Here is a 20,118-nt window from a genome sequence, read left to right on the forward strand (position 1 = left end):
TTTGCAATAACTATCCTTGCTTTTGTGCTGCAGGAGCAGCGCGTCCCCGCTGTGAATACAGCCCCAGCTTACAGTGGTGAACTGGATTTTGCAGGAAACTACACGATTGACGGCGATAGCTTGCGCGGCTTTGCGGAACTTTCGCCTGGGCAAAAAGTTTATGCCTCCTACCGATTCAAGGATGCTGAAGAAAAAGCGGCGATTGAAGCATTGCTGCCGGCATCGAAGTTGGCAGTTTCCGGTACATTCGAGGCCGTTTCAGAACCTTCGCATCGATTCTCGTTCGATATGGCCCGCTATCTTGAAACAAACGGGGCTTCTGCGCTGCTCGTAATTGGAGCGATTGACGGGGCACAAGCACAGCATACGTTTTATGCCAAGATGCTGCAGCAGCGAAAAAAGCTGGGCGCGCACATCAATGCGACGTTTCCTGCAGCACTCGCCACTGAAGCGGAAGCGTTGCTGATAGGAGAGCAGCGGGGGATGGGCATCGAGGAACGGCAAATTTACCAGACGCTTGGCATCACGCATCTCTTTGCGATATCCGGGCTTCATGTCACGATTGTTGCGGGGCTCGCTTATTGGATCCTGGTCCGGATGCGCGTCCGCAAAGAATCCGCGCTGCTCGTGCTGCTGGCTGTGCTGCCGCTTTACGCCATCATGGCGGGAGGTGCACCATCCGTGTTGCGCGCAGTGTGCATGGTCAGCTTAGTATTGGCCGGCAAGCTCGCCAATATCCGGACAGGAGCATCCAGCGTGCTGCTCGGAAGCCTCATATTCTTCGTCATTTGGAACCCGTATGCCATCTACAATATCGGTTTTCAACTATCATACGGTGCTGCGTTCGGCATCATCTACTCGCGGCAGCTTTTGGCTAGGTGCACATCTGCTTTTCAGCAAGGGCTGCTGATTACGTCAATTTCACAAATGACGCTTTATCCTATTCTGCTGTTCCATTTTTTTGAAATTTCATTGTCGGCTTTTGTCGTCAACAGTCTTTTTGTGCCGCTTTATACCTTGGTCATTCTGCCCGTGAACTTGCTTGCCCTAGGTCTGACGCTGGTATTCCCGCCGGCTGCGGATGCATTGTTCTTCATTTATGGACCTTGCAGAGAGTGGATCGGGGACGGGATGCGCTGGCTTGCGTCGTGGCCGCATCAGATGTGGAATCCGGGGCGTCCCGCGCCATGGCTGGTAATGGGGCTCATAGCGAGCGTTGGGCTGTTTTACGGTCTCGCCGAAAAAAGATTTCGTGCGCGGCAGCTATTGATTGTTCTTTTGCCGGCAACTTTGTTTACGGCTATGCCATACCTAGATCCTAGTCTGAAAGTGGCCTTCCTGGATGTCGGCCAAGGCGACAGTGCGATTATTGAGTTGCCCCATAGGCGAGCCGTATATGTAATCGATACCGGAGGGCTTTTGCGCTTCGGTACGGAAGAATTCCGTATGAAAGAGCGGCCGTTCGAAATTGGAAGGCAAGTGGTGGTGCCATACCTGAAAGGGAAAGGCATCTCGGCAGTCGACCTCCTCATACTCAGCCATGCAGATGCAGACCACGCCGAAGGAGCCGAAGAATTATTCAAAGCGCTGCAGATCCACAATCTCCATCTGACACCCGGCTCTCAAACGACGCCGATCATGCAAGAGTTGGCTATCGATGCCAGTGAGGCAAAGCTGAGCTATCCCATAAGCGGGAGCGGCTGGACGGAAGGAGCAACCCGATTCCGTTATTTGTCTCCAACAGATACCGAATACAGCGGCAATGACGATTCATTGGTGCTGCTGTTACAAAACAGCGATTTCCGTGCACTGTTCACGGGAGATTTAGAGCTTGCAGGTGAAGAAAAAATTGTGGAAGCTTATAGGGGGGAATTAACCAACCTAAGCATCTTGAAGATCGGCCACCACGGCAGTAAAACGTCCAGTGGACAAGAATTCCTGGAAGCGGCAATGCCAAAGCTGTCGATTTTCTCCACCGGCAAAGACAACCGGTATGGGCATCCGAACCCCGAAGTGGTAAAACGTTTCAAGGACTTAAAGCTGCCGGTGTTGAACACAGCGGAAACCGGCACAATCGAAGTGGAATACCTCAACGGTGAGTTGAACATCCAGAAAATGCGCTGACACCAAAAATGGCCGCTTGAAAAACGAGAATAGAAAAGAGACAGTGCGGCAGTAAATTTTGCCTGCTGTTTTTTTCTTTAGCTATCAGAAGCGGCATTCCATATTTTACAAATAATTGTATACTGAATGTATATCGTGATTTCTGAGTTACCAAAGGGTGGGTGTGGAAATGGCAGAATGGCTGTTGGGGTTGTTATATCAAGTGGTGGCTGGAATTGGAAGGATTCTGGGCTGGATCGTTTCAGATATGGCAGAAAATAAAATATGCAGGGTTATAGAAAATTATTTTACAAATGACACGAAACTAGAAAAAAACGTAAAAGAGCTGGCTGGAGAGGGGTGGTTTGATGAACTGACCAACGATTTCCGCTATAGCCATATCATTTGGAATAATAATCGGGTCAGGCGCTATTTAAGCGATAATTCCAATATCCGTTTATTGAAAAAACATGAAGAAGAACAGCTGAAGTTTATCGAAATGATGAAACAGGAACATAGAAAGTTTGCAGGCATTTCATCGAAAGAATCTAGATAAGCGATCCGATAGAGATCGGGTTAGGGAAAGATTTAAGGCGCAGTGTTTTAGAATGAATTTCTGTAAGAGGCTATTTCCGGTGAATAATCGGAAATGGTCCTTTTTTCTTAAACACGCTTTTATTGAAAAAGTTTGGTTTATTTTCTATGTAATATGGAATGAATTAGGATATGCCAAATAGATTATTTTTTAAATAGTTAAATAATTAAACCATAAAGGATTGCTATTAATGTTTTCTTCCTAATATACTATATTTGGTAAATATAAAAAATATACATTAGGAGGAAAAAGTTTTGAAAATAAAAAAGCCGTTTTTGAATGTTTCATTAGCTGCACTTCTTGTATTGTCGGCAGCACCAGGGGTTCTTGCCCACGATGCGTTGGATGGCAGTGATTTGTCGAAAGGGGAACGCAGTGTTTTCTCCAATGAGCAATTAATTAACTTAAGCGACTCAAGCATCAGCGGTTCTAAAAATCTTTCATTCCTAAAAGAAGGAGCAGCCGCTCAACTCAAGGAACTAAATGGCGTGCAGAATAATACAGCTGATGTCTATGCCCATAAAGGTTATGCCTATGTTGGGACCCATACGGCCAATGGCGGGAACGGCGGCGTTCGGGTATTCGATTTGAAAGATCCAGCCAATCCAGAAGAAGTGGCTGTGTTCGGTCACGATGATGTGCCGGGAACCTGGCAGGAAAAAGTCATCGTCCAGAGCATCAATACACCTCATTTCAAAGGGGATTTAGCAGTGGTCAGTGTACAGCAGCTCAATCGGAATAATCCCGAGACATCAGGCGGATTCTTGCTGTACGACGTAACCGACCCTTCGAACCCGGAAAAACTCGGCTATTGGGAAACATATGCATCCACTCGCGGCACACATGAGCTTTACCTAACGATGCAAGGTGACCGCGCATTGGTATTTGCGTCAAATCCATATGCAGATTTCTATAGCGGCGGAGAACAAAAAGATTTCCAGATTGTCGATGTATCGAATCCAGCAAACCCGGAAACGCTTTGGCAGTTTGATCCGCGCTCACTGCCTGAAGTTCCGGATTCATTCAACGGCTATAACTGGAACGCCCCGGACGGCAAATCAAGAGCCGTCTTTAACCACAGCGTCATCACGGACCATAATGCGCAATTCGCTTACGTCTCTATGTGGGACCTCGGAACGGTCATCTTTAACATCAAAGATCCGGAAAATCCTGTATTCGTCGGACGCACGGATTTCTCTTCTGAACAACAAGGTGCAGCACATTCTGCAGCGTTGGCAAAAGGGGGCAATGTCCTGATCGAAACGCGTGAAGTGTCTAGCCCGGTTCGGCCAGGTTACGAAAAATCATACGGTTATACGCGTATCTTTGATATCAAAGACAAATCGAATCCAAAGCTTTTAAGCGAGTTTAAAACGGATTTGACTGAGAAAGTTGAAGACGGACCGACATTCGCAAATACCGTCCACGATCCAAAAGTGCATGGCAACACATTGTATTTGAGCCATTATGCCGGAGGCGTTTATGCAGTCGATATTACAGATCCAAGCAAGCCTGAACAGATTGGCCAATACACGCCGGACCAAGCCGATGTATGGGGCGTATTCGTGGACCGCAATTACGTACTGGCATCTGATATGGGCCAAGGATTGAAAGTATTGCTGAAAAACAATGCCCCACAAAAAGAGCAAGAAACAAAATAAACGCTAGCTATAGCAGGCAAAATAAAAAGGCCCCCGCAAAAGCGGGGACCTTTTTTTCTATTCATCGAGCTACGAATTGTACGACAGCCGCAGTGATAAAGATAAGTGCAAAGAAACCGAATGAAACAACAAACCCCATTCCAGCGTCTATTGCGTCGTTACGCTTCGACTGTACATTCTGTTCAAATTCATTCATTGCTACCCCTCCTAATTCCCTCTAATTATAAGTGAAGCGTGTGGAAAAATCTAGATTGAAGTCAAACTAATTAGCGTAAAAAAGGTGCCGACACAAAAATGTCAAATTACCACGCAAGCTTAAAATCCTTTATAGTAGAAGAAGGGGGTGCAATCCATGATCACTTCAGTATGGAAAGCCATCCGCAGCGGACAGATCGATCCTGTTTATGTCATTGCGGGGACAGAAAGTTATTTTATTGAAAAAACCTTGAATTTATTGAAAGAAAAAATGACCGATGGCGAACCGGAGTTTATCCATTTCGACTTGGATGAAGTGCCGGTCGACCACGTCATAGATGAGGCGGATACGATTCCGTTCTTCAGCGACCGAAAATTGATCATTGCGCGCAACGCATCGTTCTTGCGGGCAGCCGAACGCGGCAAAGAAAAAATCGACCACAACTTGAAGATGCTGGAGACGTGGCTTGAAAATCCGCCATCGGGCTCCGTGACGATTTTCGTCGCGCCTTATGAGAAATTGGACGAACGCAAAAAAGTCACCAAGCTTATGAAACAGCATGCGGTGATGATTGAAGCGAAACCGCTTCAGGCGAATGACCTCGAAGTGTGGGTGGAGCACGAGGCAAAAAGCTACGGCAAAAAAATTACGAAACGCTCGGCACAGCGCCTGATTGAAATGGCTGGCACGAATTTGACGCTGCTGTCTTCGGAAATCGAAAAGATGGCACTGTATCTCGGGTCAGAAGAAGAGATTACAAGCGAACTGATCGAAAGGATGACGGCACGCACGCTTGAGCAGGACGCCTTCAAGATGCTGCAGGCCTACTTGGATGGCAATATCTCTGAAGCGCTTAGCGTCTATTACGACTTGATCCGGCAGAAAGAAGAGCCGGTAGCGCTGACGGCGCTGCTTGCGTCGCAGATCCGTTTCATGGTCCACGTGTTTTACCTGCAGAAAAAAGGATACCATGCCCAGCAGATTTCCAAGCAGTTGAAGGCCCACCCATATCGGGTCAAACTATTGGTAGAAAAGCGCCAACAAATTCCGGAGCATCGCTTGCTCGAAGTTCTGAATGATCTCGCTGACATCGATTTGCAGCTGAAAACGCAAAGCGGAAACCGCGAGCGCATCCTGGAATTTTTCCTGATGAAACGCAAACAGCCGCGCAGCAAAGCTCAACTTTCATAAAAAAGACAAAGTAAAAAGACCGATTCCCAAGGGAACCGGTCTTTCGTCTTTTACGCTTGTTTCATCAAGCGAGATTTTCTACGAGCTGCAGTGTTTTTGTGGATAAGACCTTTAGAAGCTGCTTTTTCCACCTGTTTGATAGCCGCTTTGATAGAGTCGCTAGCGTTATCATCCTTGTTAAGAAGAGCTTGCTCAGCTTTTTTAACAGTAGAACGCATAGTTGATCTCTGGTGAGCGTTTTGAGCGTTTTTCGTTTCATTCGTGCGGACACGTTTGATAGCAGATTTAATGTTTGGCATGTATTTCACCTCCTAGACAAATAGGAACAGAGACGCGAAGGCCTCTTGTCTTTTATGTCTCTATACAACATGAATTATTTTATCAAATCGCGGAACGGATTGCAATAGATACGTGCAAAGAAGTTTGCCTTGACACTGAAATGATTTCAACAGGCTTTCATTGCTCAATAGTTGCTCTACTGCTATAATTCAAAGTAGTTTATATAGGAGTGAAGAGAATGAATCATGAGGAACGAGTAGCACGCCAAAGCAAAATCCGTAACTTCTCCATTATCGCACACATCGACCATGGAAAGTCTACACTAGCAGACCGCATATTGGAAAAAACGGAAGCTCTGACTTCCCGTGAGATGAAAGCGCAATCCCTAGACTCCATGGATTTGGAGCGTGAACGCGGCATTACCATCAAATTGAATGCTGTACAGCTGCATTATAAAGCGAAAGACGGAGAAACGTACATCATGCATTTGATCGATACTCCGGGCCACGTCGATTTTACGTACGAAGTTTCACGGAGCCTCGCAGCTTGCGAAGGCGCTGTTCTTGTCGTTGATGCGGCGCAAGGCATTGAAGCCCAAACGCTGGCCAACGTCTATTTGGCTTTGGACAATGAGCTCGAAATCCTGCCAGTCATCAATAAAATCGATTTGCCGGCCGCCGATCCTGAGCGTGTCCGCCATGAAATCGAAGAAGTGATCGGTCTTGATGCATCAGAAGCGGTTCTTGCTTCTGCGAAAGCAGGCATCGGCATTGAAGATATTCTGGAACAGATCGTGGAAAAAGTTCCTGCACCGACTGGCGACCCAAGCGCACCTTTAAAAGCGTTGATTTTTGATTCGCTTTACGATCCTTACCGCGGCGTTATCGCGTATATCCGGATTGTTGAAGGCACAGTGAAGCCGGGAGACCGCATCAAAATGATGGCTTCAGGAAAAGAGTTCGATGTCATCGAAACAGGCGTCTTTACACCGCATGCCTTATTATTGGAAGAATTGACAGTCGGCGATGTTGGATTTATCTCAGCAGGCATCAAGAATGTCGGCGATTCGACAGTCGGCGACACAATTACGCTGGCGAAGAACTCGGCGACCGATGCGCTGCCAGGCTATCGCCGTTTGAACCCGATGGTGTATTGCGGCTTGTATCCAATCGATACGTCAAAATACAACGACTTGCGCGACGCACTTGAAAAACTGGAATTGAACGATGCTGCGCTGCAATTCGAACCGGAATCGTCGCAAGCGCTTGGCTTCGGCTATCGCTGTGGATTCCTTGGGCTATTGCACATGGAAATCATCCAAGAGCGCATCGAGCGCGAATTCAACATCGATTTGATTACAACTGCGCCAAGTGTTATCTATGACGTCCACATGACGGATGGGGAAATCCTGAAAATAGACAATCCTGCCATGATGCCGGATGCACAGAAAATCGCAGTGGTTGAAGAGCCTTACGTAAAAGCGACAGTCATGGTGCCAAACGATTACGTCGGTGCTGTCATGGAAATCTGCCAGAAAAAACGCGGCAACTTCCTGACAATGGACTATATCGACGCAACGCGCGTCAGCATCGTCTACGAATTGCCGCTTGCCGAAATCGTCTACGATTTCTTCGATCAATTGAAATCCGGCACAAAAGGTTATGCGTCATTCGACTATGAGCTGATAGGCTATAAAGAGTCGAAATTGGTGAAGATGGACATTCTGCTGAATACCGAACAAGTCGATGCATTGAGCTTTATCGTCCACCGTGATTTTGCGTACGAACGCGGCAAAGTCATCGTTGATAAATTGAAAAACTTGATTCCGCGCCAGCAATTCGAAGTGCCGATTCAAGCAGCAATCGGCCAAAAAATCGTTGCTCGCCAAACGATCAGCGCAATGCGCAAAAACGTGCTTGCTAAATGTTACGGCGGCGATATTTCCCGTAAACGCAAACTTCTTGATAAGCAAAAAGAAGGTAAAAAGCGCATGAAGCAAGTCGGATCAGTCGAAGTTCCACAAGAAGCATTCATGGCCATCCTGAAAATGGACGACCAATCAAAATAAATCGAGGAGAGGAGGCCGATTTTGTGCCTCCTTTTGCTATTGTGTTTAAACTAAAGAAGAATGGATTAATATAACGCTTCGGCGGCTTTGGGCATGGCTCTTGCTATGAGCCGGGAAAAACACCCGTCTCATAGCTTCGCCTAGCCCTTTGACGCCCCTTCGCTGGATAAGCTCTCTAAAATTTAGAGAACTAAAGTAATTCATTTCTTTTAATAAAAGACATGGAGCAAAAAATGCCGAGACGCCTGCGGGAAAAGCGAGACAGCTGAGACCCTGCAGGAGCGCAGCGACGAAGCGGCTCAGCGCTCGCCCGCGGCAAGCGAGGCATTTTTTGCGGAATATCTCAAAAAATCTTAAAAAATATCTAACTCAACTTATTTAGAAAGAAGGGATGACATGGTAAAAGGATTGTATATCCATATCCCATTCTGCCATCAGATTTGCCATTACTGTGATTTTAATAAAGTATTCTTCAAAGACCAGCCCGTGGATGCGTACATCGATTCGGTTGGGAAAGAGCTAGCGCATTGGAAGCGAGAAGGTGCGCTCGATAAGCCACTCGAGACGATTTTCCTCGGAGGCGGTACGCCGACTTCGCTGACGCCGGATCAGCTGCGTAAATTATTGGCTTATGTTCATAAATATGTACCAATGGCGGAAAACTTGGAATGGACGTCGGAAGCCAATCCGGATGAGCTTACGCGCGAGAAGATGCAGGTCTTGTTCGACGGCGGCGTCAACCGCTTGAGCATGGGCGTGCAGTCATTCGATGCCGACTTATTGAAGCGGCTCGGCCGCACGCACAGCAATAACGATGTCCACAACGCCGTCCAAGCTGCGCGTGAAGTGGGCTTTACGAATATTTCATTCGACTTGATGTACGGCCTGCCCGGCCAGACGATGGAAGAATGGGAAGAGACGCTGAGGCAGGCATTTGAATTCGATTTGCCGCATTTCTCAGCGTATTCCTTGATTATTGAACCGAAAACGGTTTTCTATAACTTGATGACGAAGGGCAAGCTCAACACGGTGACAGAAGATCTGGAAGCTGATATGTACAATAAGCTGATGAATGAAATGGAAGCCCGTGGTTTGAAACAATACGAGATTTCGAATTTCGCGCGCCCAGGATTCCATTCGAGGCATAATCTCCTCTACTGGGACAATGCCGAATACATCGGCGTCGGTGCAGGAGCCCATGGCTATGTCAACGGTATTCGTTATTCAAACGCCGGTCCGTTGAAAAAATACATGGCGCCGCTTGACGAAGGGCAGCGGCCTGTGTTGAATACGCATGAAGTGCCGGTCCATGAAAAGATGGAAGAGGAAATGTTCCTCGGCCTGCGAAAAACAGACGGCGTGTCTGCCGAACGGTTCCAGGAAAAATTCGGCCAGCCGCTCGAAGCGGTCTACGGTGGAATCCTGGAGAAAGAAATTGCGAAAGGCAATCTTGCAAAGGAAGGCGGCAACTTGAAGCTCACGCGCCAAGGAAGATTTGTCGGCAACGAAGTGTTCGAGCAATTTCTTTTGGGCGAATAAATAACGCTAAAGGCTGTGCATAGAAAGGATGGACCCGGTAAATGGGTCCGTCCTTTTTTCATTTTGCTTCGGCTATCAGCCGCCGGCTTTTGGCTACGCCGAATAAAAATACAAAAAAAGGACCTCATCCGTTGACAAGGTTTCGGGAATTTGTTAATTTTAATATAGTCTTAGCACTCGAACCTATAGAGTGCTAACAGAGGTGATGATCATGTTAACAGAACGGCAGTTGCTCATATTGAAAGTAACAGTTGATGATTATATTGAGTCAGCTCAGCCGGTAGGATCGAACCAACTATCAAAAAAATCCGAACTTCCATTCAGCCCGGCTACGATACGCAATACGATGGCCGATTTGGAAAAGATGGGCTTTCTTGAAAAGACCCATACTTCTTCAGGTCGCATCCCGTCCCAAAAGGGATATCGTTATTATGTCGACCATATGCTGACACCGCGTCCGCTGCCGAAGCAAGATATCCTGCAACTGCAGTCGATCTTCGATGATAAAATCGCTGAAACAGAAGAAGTCATCAAGCGTTCAGCGATGATTTTATCGGAATTGACCAATTACACGGCGATTCTGCTCGGCCCTGACGTCCGGAAGCATACGGTGAAAAGGCTGTCGATTGTGCCGCTTGGCTCTGACAGCGCCGTGGCGATCATCGTCACTGATTCGGGCCATGTTGAAAATCGGGTATTCCCGATTCCTCCTGGCCTTGATCCGTCCGATATCGAGAAGATGGTCAACATCCTGAACGAGCGGCTGGCAGGCGTTTCATTGAACGACTTGCACATGCGGCTTGAACAGGAAACCTTGTCGATATTCAGGCAGCATGTCAACCGCTATGCCGAACTTTTTTCAACTTTCCGGCAAGCGGTCGTGCTGCCGCATGAAGACAATGTCTATTATGCGGGCAAGTTGAATATCCTGAAACAGCCGGATTTCCACGACATCCATAAAATCAGGAGCCTGATGGACGTCATGGAGGAATCGAAGCACATTCCGATGATCATGCCAGCCGGCAGCCTCGGACTCCAGATTCGCATCGGCTCGGAAAATACCTTGTCTGCGATGGAAGATTGCAGTGTTATTACCGTCGCTTATGCAATCGGGGAGGAACAGACGGGTTCGATTGCTATAGTAGGTCCAAAGCGCATGGATTACAAACGAGTCGTGACGCTTCTGGATACGCTGAGCGGCGATCTGTCCAAAGAACTGACCCGGTTAATGCGGGGCAAGTGAACAAAAGGAGGAACTGGATTTGGCTAAGAAAAAACAAGCTCCAAAAAACGAAGAAATAATTACAGAAGATGTGTTGCATGAAGAAGCAGCAGCTACTGACGAAACTGTCGTCGAGCCTGCCGAAGCAGTGGCACCTGAATCGGCTGCCGAAGAACAAGCGGTGGACGAAGGGGAAAAGCTGCGCGAAGAACTTGAAGCGGAACGCAATAAATACTTGCGCCTGATGGCGGATTTCGATAATTACAAGAGACGGGCGGTCAAAGACCGGCAGGAAGCGGAAAAATTCCGTGCCCAGTCAGTGCTGGTGGATCTTCTTCCGGTCCTTGATAATTTCGAACGCGCCCTCGCAATGGGCACAGGGAGCGAAGAATCGTCTTCTTTATTAAAAGGAGTCGAAATGGTCCAGAAATCATTGCTTGAAGCGGTCAAACGCGAAGGGCTTGAAGAAATCAAATCGGTCGGGGAAGCATTCGATCCGAATGTCCACCAAGCTGTCATGCAGGAAAAAGACGATTCGGCTGAAGCGGGTTCTGTATTAATGGAACTCCAAAAAGGGTATACACTCAAAGGCAGAGTCCTTCGTCCGGCAATGGTAAAAGTAAACGAATAAAAACAGTAATGGAGGAATTTTAAATGAGCAAAATTATCGGTATTGACTTAGGTACAACTAACTCAGCAGTCGCAGTATTAGAAGGCGGCGAACCAAAAATCATTCCAAATCCAGAAGGCAACCGCACAACTCCTTCTGTTGTAGCATTCAAAAATGGCGAACGCCAAGTCGGGGAAGTGGCAAAACGCCAATCAATTACAAACCCGAACACGATCCAGTCGGTCAAACGCCTTATGGGCACACAAGAAAAAGTGACAGCTGAAGGCAAAGAATATTCGCCACAGGAAGTTTCTGCAATGATTCTTCAATACTTGAAAGGCTATGCAGAAGAATATCTTGGAGAAAAAGTGACAAGAGCGGTTATCACAGTTCCTGCTTATTTCAATGATGCAGAGCGCCAAGCGACTAAAGACGCTGGCCGTATTGCCGGACTTGAAGTAGAGCGCATCATCAACGAGCCGACTGCAGCAGCACTTGCATACGGCCTTGATAAAATGGATACAGATGAAACAGTCTTGGTTTATGACCTTGGCGGCGGTACGTTCGACGTATCGATCCTTGAACTGGGCGACGGCGTTTTCGAAGTTAAATCGACTGCAGGCGACAACCGTCTGGGCGGAGATGACTTCGATAAATTGATCATCGATTACTTGGTGCAGGAATTCAAAAAAGAGAACGGCATCGACCTTTCAAAAGACAAAATGGCGACTCAACGTTTGAAAGATGCAGCTGAGAAAGCGAAAAAAGACCTTTCAGGTGTTTCTTCCACTCAGATTTCATTGCCATTTATCACGGCTGGCGAAGCTGGGCCGTTGCATTTGGAAGTGACAATGTCACGCGCGAAATTCGACGAATTGACGCATTCATTGGTTGAACGCACTATGGGGCCAACTCGCCAAGCATTGAAAGATGCCGGCATTTCTTCTGCTGATTTGGACCGCGTCATCTTGGTCGGTGGATCTACACGGATCCCGGCAGTACAAGAATCCGTTAAGAAATTGACAGGAAAAGAGCCGCATAAAGGCGTTAACCCGGATGAAGTAGTAGCAATGGGTGCAGCAATCCAAGGCGGCGTCTTGAGCGGCGACGTGAAAGATGTTGTATTGCTTGATGTTACACCGTTGTCACTCGGCATCGAAACAATGGGCGGCGTGTTCACGAAATTGATCGAACGCAATACGACAATCCCGACTTCTAAATCGCAGACATTCTCGACTGCGGCTGACAACCAGCCGGCTGTTGATATCCATGTATTACAAGGTGAACGCCCGATGGCCGCAGCCAACAAAACGCTTGGCCGTTTCCAATTGGCTGATATTCCGCCAGCACAGCGCGGCGTACCGCAAATCGAAGTTACTTTCGACATCGACAAAAACGGTATTGTCAGCGTAAAAGCGAAAGACCTGGGCACACAAAAAGAGCAGACAATCACAATCCAATCGAACACTTCACTTACGGATGAAGAAATCGACCGCATGATCAAAGAAGCGGAAGAAAACGCGGACGCGGATGCGAAAGTGAAAGAAGAAGTTGAACTTCGCAACGAAGCAGATCAAGCAGTTTTCCAAACGGACAAAACGATCACGGATCTTGGTGAAGTGGTAACTGAAGAAGAGAAAACACAAGCTGAAGAAGCACGCGACGAATTAAAGTCAGCGCTTGAAGGCGACAGCATCGACACAATCCGCGAGAAGAAAGATAAATTGCAGGAAATTCTGCAAGGCCTTTCGATGAAAGCGTACGAGCAAGCTGCACAAGCACAGCAAGCTGCCGGTGAACAAGGCGGCGCTCCAGAAAACGATGATATCGTTGACGCAGATTTTGAAGAAGTAAACGACGACAAAAAATAAAAACATGAAAAAGTCAAAGCAAAGCAAGCTGCTTTGGCTTTTTCAATGTCTTTGCAACCGCAATTAGAACCGTGTACAATAACAGTTGATTGCAAGAGGGAGAGTGACGTATGAACAAGCGAGATTATTACGAGGTGCTTGGTGTAACCAAGACTGCTTCTAAAGAAGAAATAAAAAAAGCGTACCGGAAATTGTCGAAGCAATTCCACCCGGATATCAATAAAGAAGCGGACGCTTCTGAAAAATTCCAGGAAGTGAAAGAAGCATACGAAATGCTGAGCGACGACCAGAAACGGGCGCAATATGACCAATTCGGCCATCAGGATCCAAACCAAGGCTTTGGCGGCGGTGGCGGTGCAGACGGTTTCGGATTTGAAGATATCTTCAGTACTTTCTTCGGCGGCGGCACGAGACGGCGCGATCCGAATGCACCGAGAAAAGGCGATGATCTTCAGTATTCGATGACAATCGAATTTATGGACGCCGTATTCGGCAAAGAAACGGAAATTGAATTGCCTAAAGACGAAACATGCGGCACATGCCACGGCTCAGGCGCAAAACCTGGCACGAAGCCGAAAACTTGTCCGTATTGCGAAGGTTCCGGCCAATTGAATGTTGCACAGGATACGCCGTTCGGCCGTATGGTCAACCGACGTGCCTGCCATCATTGCCAAGGGTCTGGCCAAATCATCGAGGAGAAATGCGCAACATGCCGCGGTGAAGGAACAGTCCGCAAAACGAAAAAAATCAAAGTCACCATCCCTGCAGGCGTGGACGATGGCCAGCAATTGCGCGTATCGGGCCAAGGCGGCGCCGGCGTCAATGGAGGACCAGCTGGAGATCTATATGTTGTATTCCGCGTCAAAGCGCATAAGGAATTCGAACGAGAAGGCGACGACATCTATTTGGATCTGCCGATTACGTTTGCGCAGGCAGCTCTCGGCGACGAAATCGAAGTGCCTACTGTTTCCGGCAAAGTGAAGCTTAAAATTCCTTCAGGCACCCAAAGCGGCGCACGTTTCCGCTTGAAAGGCAAAGGCGTCAAAAATGTACACGGCTATGGCACTGGAGACCAGCACATTGTCATCCGAGTGAAGACACCGACGAAACTCAACGAGCGCCAAAAACAGCTGCTTCGTGAGTTTGCTGAAATCAGCGGCGATATTCCGGAAGAGCAAGGCAGTTCGCTATTCGATAAAATCAAACGCACCATTAAAGGTGAGTAAAGGAGCCAATCCTACATGAAATGGTCAGAACTAGCAGTCCAAACGACAAATGAAGCCATTGAACCCGTTTCCAACATATTACACGAAGCGGGTGCCAGCGGCGTCGTCATCGAAGATGCGGAGGATTTGACGAAAGAGCGCGAATACAAATTCGGCGAAATCTATTCGCTTAATCCGGATGATTTCCCGAAAGAAGGCGTCATCTTGAAGGCTTATCTGCCCGTCAACAGTTTTTTGGGAGAAACGGTCGATGCCATCAAATTGGCGATCAATAACTTGGTTGACTATGACATCAATATTGGCGCCAATGTTGTCACAATCAGTGAAGTGGACGAAGAGGATTGGGCAACCGCTTGGAAAAAGTATTACCATCCAGTAAAAATTTCCCAGCGTTTTACAATCGTTCCGACCTGGGAAACGTATGAACCGGTTTCGAGCGACGAACTGATTATCGAACTGGATCCGGGCATGGCGTTCGGCACGGGCACCCATCCGACGACGGTTATGAGTCTGCAGGCACTTGAGAAGACAGTCCAGCCTGGACAGCGCGTCATCGATGTCGGTACCGGTTCCGGTGTCTTGGCGATTGGAGCGGCATTGCTTGGCGCTTCACATGTGCATGCGTTGGATTTAGATGATATTGCGGTCACAGCTGCTAAAACCAACGTCAAGCTCAATAAAGTACAGGACCGGACAACGGTCGTTCAGGGCAATTTACTGGACACGATCAAAGAGCCAGGCGATGTCGTAGTCGCCAATATTTTGGCTGAAATCATCATTTCATTTACCGATGACGCGTTCCAAGTGGTAAAACCGGGCGGCCATTACATCACTTCTGGAATCATTTCCGCTAAAAAGAATGATGTGAAAGAAGCGCTTGAGGCATCCGGCTTTATCATTGAAGACGTTATGATGATGGAAGACTGGGTCACGATCATTTCAAAAAAACCGGAATAACGGGGTGCGGAAATGCAAAGATATTTCATAGAAGGCAAATTTCCCGAAAACCGAATAATAACCATAACTGGCGATGATGCAAAGCACATCGCCAAAGTTATGCGCCAAGGCATCGGCGATCAATTTATCGCGGTCATTGAAGAAAGGGCATTTCTTGCCACGATCAAGGCTGCAGACTTCGATATTGAAGCGGCAGTCGGATCGGCAATTGAAGCAGAAGTGGAAATGCCGAAACAGGTAGCCATCGCCTGCGGATTGCCAAAAGGTGATAAACTCGATTTGATTGTGCAAAAAGCGACAGAACTCGGGATGCACGAAATGATTCCGTTCGCGGCGGAGCGGTCCATCGTCAAATGGGATGCGGGAAAAAGCGAAAAGAAACGCAGCCGGCTGGAGAAAATTGCTAAAGAAGCGGCAGAGCAATCCCACCGGACGCACATCCCGCACATACATAACGTCCATAGCTTCAAGCAATTGATGGAGAAGGCTGAGGACTATGATGCTGTTATCGTTGCTTACGAAGAAACAGCCCGCGACAGCGCAAGGACGCGGTTTGCCGAAATTTTAAAATCAATGTATGATAAAAGTTCATTCCTTTTGATTTTCGGTCCGGAAGGCGGAATCTCAGAAAATGAAGTGGAAGCCTTAAAACAAAACGGCGCGATCTTCACATCTCTTGGGCCGCGGATCTTGCGCACCGAAACCGCTCCTTTATATGCATTGGCTGCAATATCTTATGAATTTGAGTGACTGAATGACAAATAATATGAAAAACAGAATGGAGTTTTTGAACATGACAAACATCGCATCTTATATCGACCACACATTATTAAAGCCTGAGGCGACAAAAGAGCAGATCGTCAAGCTTTGCCAAGAGGCCGCTGAATATAAATTTGCTTCTGTCTGCGTTAACCCTGCTTGGGTATCGGTATCTGCCAAAGAATTGTCTGACAGCCCGGTAAAAGTCTGCACAGTAATCGGCTTCCCGCTTGGCGCTTCGACTTCAGAAACAAAAGCATTCGAAACGGCTGACGCTATCGCTAAAGGCGCAGAAGAAATCGATATGGTCATCAACATTGGCGCGTTGAAGAGCGGCGACGAAGAACTTGTGAAAAATGACATCAAAGCTGTCGTTGAATCAGCAAAAGGCAAAGCGATCGTCAAAGTGATCATCGAAACTTGCCTCTTGACTGATGAAGAGAAAGCTGTTGCTTCGCGCTTGTCGAAAGAAGCAGGCGCAGATTTCGTCAAGACTTCTACCGGCTTCTCTACAGGCGGAGCAACAGTTTCGGATGTCAAGCTAATGCGCGAAACTGTCGGTCCGGACCTTGGAGTGAAAGCGTCTGGCGGCGTAAGAAGCCTTGAAGATCTTCAAGCAATGATCGATGCCGGAGCGACTCGCATTGGTGCCAGCTCGGGCGTGCAGATCATGCAGGGTCTAACTTCAAAATCCGATTATTAAGTATTGACCTTAGATGCGGATTGCGTTATAATTTTATAGTATATAACACTAGTTGTTATCTGCTTCAACGTGTGTTCGGAGGGAGGGAAAAAGAGATGACAAAAACAACTGTTCGTAAAAACGAATCAATTGAAGATGCTCTTCGCCGCTTCAAACGCACTGTTTCTAAATCCGGAACAATGCAAGAGGTAAGAAAGCGCGAGTATTATGATAAACCGAGCGTGAAACGCAAACTGAAATCAGAAGCTGCGCGTAAACGTAAATTTTAATTGACTTTACTTTAAATTGACTATTAAAAAATATGAACGACAGCCTAAACCGTCTGCACATTCTTTGTGCAGGCGGTTTTTCTATGCCATTTTTAAGCTATATTAGATTAACTTAAGTATTGGTGTAAAAAATCGCTTCGGTCGCTTGGGCAGAGCAAAGACGATTGTCCGTGTCCCTGTCCCTGCATCGCTACGCTAGCTTCGGGACATGAAAGACCGTTGCATCGCTACGCTAGCTTCGGGACATGAAAGTGCGTTGCTTTTGCGCAAGCTCGTCGAAAAGACATGGACCGAAGATCTTTGGTACATGTCTCCACAGCTGTTTTGCAGAATATCGATTATGAATACTCATTAGTTCAACTTACATAAAAAAGTCGCCGCCAGCCGTTCATAATTTCATCACTCTTTGCTGGAAGCACCTCGTTTTGTAAGCGCATTCTTTCGTTTTCACGAAATGTTTCATCTATAATAGAATTATCAGCGGAATGTGAAACCATTTCCGCTGCCGTACGTAGAAATAGACAGCAGTAAAATGAAAGGAGCGATTCCCTTGCGCAGCGTCAAAGCCTTTGTGGCTTTTGGATTTCTGTTATTATCTTTTGCAATGCTGCTGCCGGCGTTCAACGCGGCTGGACCCACTGTCTACGTCGTACCGATTGAAGATGAGGTCGAGCGGGGCCTGCAGGCGTTCATTGAACGGGCGCTCGAGGAAGCGGAGGACGCGGGAGCGGAAGCGGTCATTTTTGAAATCGATACGCCGGGCGGTTTTGTCAATGCGGCAGACGGCATTGCGAGGCTGCTGAGCGACACGCCGCTCGATACCATCGCTTTTGTCAACCGTGATGCTTTGTCAGCCGGTGCGTTTCTGGCATTGAATGCGGATGAAATCTACATGCATCCAAACAGCCGCATGGGCGCTGCACAAGTGATCGACCAAGCTGGCAATGCGGCAGGGGACAAAGCGAACAGCGCTTGGCTTTCGTCAATGGAAAATGCAGCCGCATCGTCAGGGCGTGATCCGCTATATGCATTGGCAATGGCGGATGCCGGAATAGACTTGCCTGAGCTGCAGGCCGCTGAAGGACAGCTCCTGACTTTAAACGCCGTTGAAGCCCAAGAAGTGGGCTATTCGGAAGGGACAGTTTCTTCGATAGAAGAATTGCTCACGGCGAAAGGATGGCAGGATGCGCAGGTGGTTGCCGTAGATGAAACCTTCTCCGAGACATTGGCCAGGTTTTTGACAAATCCTATCGTCGTACCGTTTCTGCTGTCGATCGCGGCGCTCGGCTTGCTGCTGGAATTATTTACACCGGGGCTCGGCATTCCGGGATTCATGGGCTTGCTTTCGTTGATGCTCTTCTTTTATGGGCATCTGGTGGCAGGATTGGCCGGATATGAATCAATCGTCCTGCTGGTCATCGGACTGGGTCTGTTGATCACCGAGTTTTTTGTCCCTGGCGGCATTGCCGGCATTTTGGGAATCGCAGCAGTGCTCGGCAGCATCTTTTTGGCCGGTGGAGATCCGATGACCACGGCCATCTCAATTCTTATTGCAATGATAGCAGCTACAGCAGGGATGGTGATTATAGTGAAATTTTTCGGCAAACGGCCGCATCTTTTTAAGCGATTTATTTTGTCAGATGCGACGGACACCAAAAGCGGGTATGTGTCAGCGGTCAATCGTCCGGAGCTGGTGGGGCAAATTGCCGTAACCGCCACCGCCCTTCGGCCATCCGGCACAATCAAGCTTGACGATGAATGGATCGATGCCGTATCAGACGGCCGCTTTATCGATCCAAAAACGCAAGTGAAGATCATCAAGGTCGAAGGATCGCGGATTGTTGTCCGCGAGCTTGAAAAAGAAGAGGAGGAATAATTCATGGGTATTGAAGCAATCGGATTAGGTGCAATAATTATCGGCATTATCATCGTACTCGCAATATTCTTCACGTTTGTGCCAATCACGTTATGGATTTCGGCATTAGCTGCAGGCGTCAGAATCAGCATTTTCACGTTAATCGGGATGCGCCTGCGCCGTGTTATTCCATCGCGCATCGTCAACCCGCTGATCAAAGCATCAAAAGCGGGATTGACAGTTACCATCAATCAACTGGAAAGCCATTACTTGGCCGGCGGTAACGTCGACCGCGTTGTCAACGCATTAATCGCTGCTCATCGCGCCAACATCGAATTGCCGTTCGAACGTGCAGCAGCAATCGACCTAGCAGGGCGCGACGTATTGGAAGCCGTACAAATGTCAGTAAATCCGAAAGTCATCGAAACGCCGTTCATTGCCGGTGTCGCAATGGACGGGATTGAAGTAAAGGCGAAAGCCAGAATTACTGTGCGCGCGAATATCGACCGCCTAGTCGGTGGTGCGGGTGAAGAAACGATTGTAGCTCGTGTTGGTGAAGGGATTGTCTCGACACTTGGTTCAAGCACCAGCCATAAGAAAGTTTTGGAAAATCCGGATTTGATTTCACAGACAGTGCTTTCCAAAGGGCTCGATTCAGGCACGGCATTCGAAATCCTGTCGATCGATATCGCGGATGTGGATATCGGCAAAAACATCGGTGCTGAACTTCAAACAGAACAAGCAGAAGCCGACAAGAAAATCGCTCAGGCAAAAGCCGAAGAACGCCGCGCGATGGCCGTTGCCAGCGAGCAGGAAATGAAAGCCAAAGTTGTTGAAATGAGAGCGAAAGTTGTCGAAGCTGAAGCTGAAATTCCAATGGCGATGTCCGAAGCACTTCGTTCAGGCCATATGGGTGTCATGGACTACATCAATTACAAAAACGTCCAAGCGGACACAAGCATGAGAGATTCAATTGCACGGACCGGCTCTGATAAGTCAGACGATAAATAAAAG

General features: G+C 47.8%; 18 protein-coding genes. 16 read left to right on the forward strand and 2 right to left on the reverse strand.

Annotation, left to right across the window (positions count from 1 at the left end):
- The first annotated feature begins 51 nt into the window (after positions 1 to 51).
- The 3 genes from AC4EHJ_RS01400 (at position 52) to AC4EHJ_RS01410 (ending at position 4,359) form a co-directional block, all read left to right on the forward strand.
- Positions 52 to 2,124 carry a DNA internalization-related competence protein ComEC/Rec2 gene (locus AC4EHJ_RS01400; RefSeq protein ID WP_490973817.1) on the forward strand — a complete coding sequence of 691 codons (2,073 nt, stop codon included), beginning with the start codon at positions 52 to 54 and terminating at the stop codon, positions 2,122 to 2,124.
- 169 nt (positions 2,125 to 2,293) lie between these two features.
- The gene (locus AC4EHJ_RS01405; protein WP_490973818.1) at positions 2,294 to 2,659 is read left to right on the forward strand and encodes a hypothetical protein; all 366 of its coding nucleotides are present in this window, start codon (positions 2,294 to 2,296) and stop codon (positions 2,657 to 2,659) included.
- Positions 2,660 to 2,952: 293 nt separating this feature from the next.
- Entirely contained in the window at positions 2,953 to 4,359 is a 1,407-nt protein-coding gene (locus AC4EHJ_RS01410) for an LVIVD repeat-containing protein (protein ID WP_490973819.1), read from the forward strand.
- Positions 4,360 to 4,420: 61 nt separating this feature from the next.
- On the opposite strand, the gene AC4EHJ_RS01415 is transcribed toward AC4EHJ_RS01410, so the two are convergent.
- Positions 4,421 to 4,555 (reverse strand): YqzM family protein, encoded by a 135-nt coding sequence (locus tag AC4EHJ_RS01415; RefSeq protein ID WP_135500732.1) that lies wholly within the window; start codon positions 4,553 to 4,555, stop codon positions 4,421 to 4,423.
- Positions 4,556 to 4,711: 156 nt separating this feature from the next.
- On the opposite strand from AC4EHJ_RS01415, the gene holA reads away from it, so the two are divergent.
- A complete protein-coding gene (gene holA, locus AC4EHJ_RS01420) occupies positions 4,712 to 5,746 on the forward strand; it encodes a DNA polymerase III subunit delta (RefSeq protein WP_490973820.1) in 1,035 nt (344 codons plus the stop codon).
- Positions 5,747 to 5,796: 50 nt separating this feature from the next.
- On the opposite strand, the gene rpsT is transcribed toward holA, so the two are convergent.
- Positions 5,797 to 6,045, reverse strand: coding sequence for a 30S ribosomal protein S20 (gene rpsT, locus AC4EHJ_RS01425; protein ID WP_135500734.1), 249 nt, complete (start codon positions 6,043 to 6,045; stop codon positions 5,797 to 5,799).
- A 218-nt stretch (positions 6,046 to 6,263) separates the two neighbouring features.
- On the opposite strand from rpsT, the gene lepA reads away from it, so the two are divergent.
- From lepA to floA, 12 genes are all read left to right on the forward strand, one after another.
- Entirely contained in the window at positions 6,264 to 8,093 is a 1,830-nt protein-coding gene (gene lepA / locus AC4EHJ_RS01430) for a translation elongation factor 4 (RefSeq protein WP_490973821.1), read from the forward strand.
- Positions 8,094 to 8,489: 396 nt separating this feature from the next.
- Positions 8,490 to 9,632, forward strand: a complete 1,143-nt coding sequence (gene hemW / locus AC4EHJ_RS01435; RefSeq protein WP_490973822.1) for a radical SAM family heme chaperone HemW — start codon at positions 8,490 to 8,492, stop codon at positions 9,630 to 9,632.
- Positions 9,633 to 9,843: 211 nt separating this feature from the next.
- On the forward strand, positions 9,844 to 10,875 hold the full coding sequence (hrcA, locus tag AC4EHJ_RS01440; protein ID WP_490973823.1) for a heat-inducible transcriptional repressor HrcA: 1,032 nt from the start codon (positions 9,844 to 9,846) through the stop codon (positions 10,873 to 10,875).
- 19 nt (positions 10,876 to 10,894) lie between these two features.
- Complete coding sequence (gene grpE / locus AC4EHJ_RS01445) at positions 10,895 to 11,485, forward strand: nucleotide exchange factor GrpE (RefSeq protein ID WP_490973824.1); 591 nt, start codon at positions 10,895 to 10,897, stop codon at positions 11,483 to 11,485.
- Between the two features lie 23 nt (positions 11,486 to 11,508).
- Positions 11,509 to 13,335 (forward strand): molecular chaperone DnaK, encoded by a 1,827-nt coding sequence (dnaK, locus tag AC4EHJ_RS01450; RefSeq protein WP_490973825.1) that lies wholly within the window; start codon positions 11,509 to 11,511, stop codon positions 13,333 to 13,335.
- A 110-nt stretch (positions 13,336 to 13,445) separates the two neighbouring features.
- On the forward strand, positions 13,446 to 14,561 hold the full coding sequence (dnaJ, locus tag AC4EHJ_RS01455) for a molecular chaperone DnaJ (protein ID WP_490973826.1): 1,116 nt from the start codon (positions 13,446 to 13,448) through the stop codon (positions 14,559 to 14,561).
- Positions 14,562 to 14,576: 15 nt separating this feature from the next.
- Positions 14,577 to 15,518: a 50S ribosomal protein L11 methyltransferase gene (gene prmA, locus AC4EHJ_RS01460; protein WP_490973827.1), complete on the forward strand. Its 942-nt coding sequence runs from the start codon at positions 14,577 to 14,579 to the stop codon at positions 15,516 to 15,518.
- A 12-nt stretch (positions 15,519 to 15,530) separates the two neighbouring features.
- Positions 15,531 to 16,268, forward strand: coding sequence for a 16S rRNA (uracil(1498)-N(3))-methyltransferase (locus tag AC4EHJ_RS01465; RefSeq protein WP_490973828.1), 738 nt, complete (start codon positions 15,531 to 15,533; stop codon positions 16,266 to 16,268).
- Positions 16,269 to 16,311: 43 nt separating this feature from the next.
- Positions 16,312 to 16,980 carry a deoxyribose-phosphate aldolase gene (gene deoC / locus AC4EHJ_RS01470; protein WP_490973829.1) on the forward strand — a complete coding sequence of 223 codons (669 nt, stop codon included), beginning with the start codon at positions 16,312 to 16,314 and terminating at the stop codon, positions 16,978 to 16,980.
- A gap of 95 nt (positions 16,981 to 17,075) precedes the next feature.
- A complete protein-coding gene (gene rpsU, locus AC4EHJ_RS01475; RefSeq protein ID WP_008431605.1) occupies positions 17,076 to 17,249 on the forward strand; it encodes a 30S ribosomal protein S21 in 174 nt (57 codons plus the stop codon).
- A 550-nt stretch (positions 17,250 to 17,799) separates the two neighbouring features.
- Positions 17,800 to 19,125 (forward strand): NfeD family protein, encoded by a 1,326-nt coding sequence (locus tag AC4EHJ_RS01480; RefSeq protein ID WP_490973830.1) that lies wholly within the window; start codon positions 17,800 to 17,802, stop codon positions 19,123 to 19,125.
- Between the two features lie 3 nt (positions 19,126 to 19,128).
- A complete protein-coding gene (floA, locus tag AC4EHJ_RS01485; protein WP_490973831.1) occupies positions 19,129 to 20,115 on the forward strand; it encodes a flotillin-like protein FloA in 987 nt (328 codons plus the stop codon).
- Positions 20,116 to 20,118 lie beyond the last annotated feature (3 nt).

This window comes from Planococcus sp. TJ-301 (genome assembly GCF_058268475.1).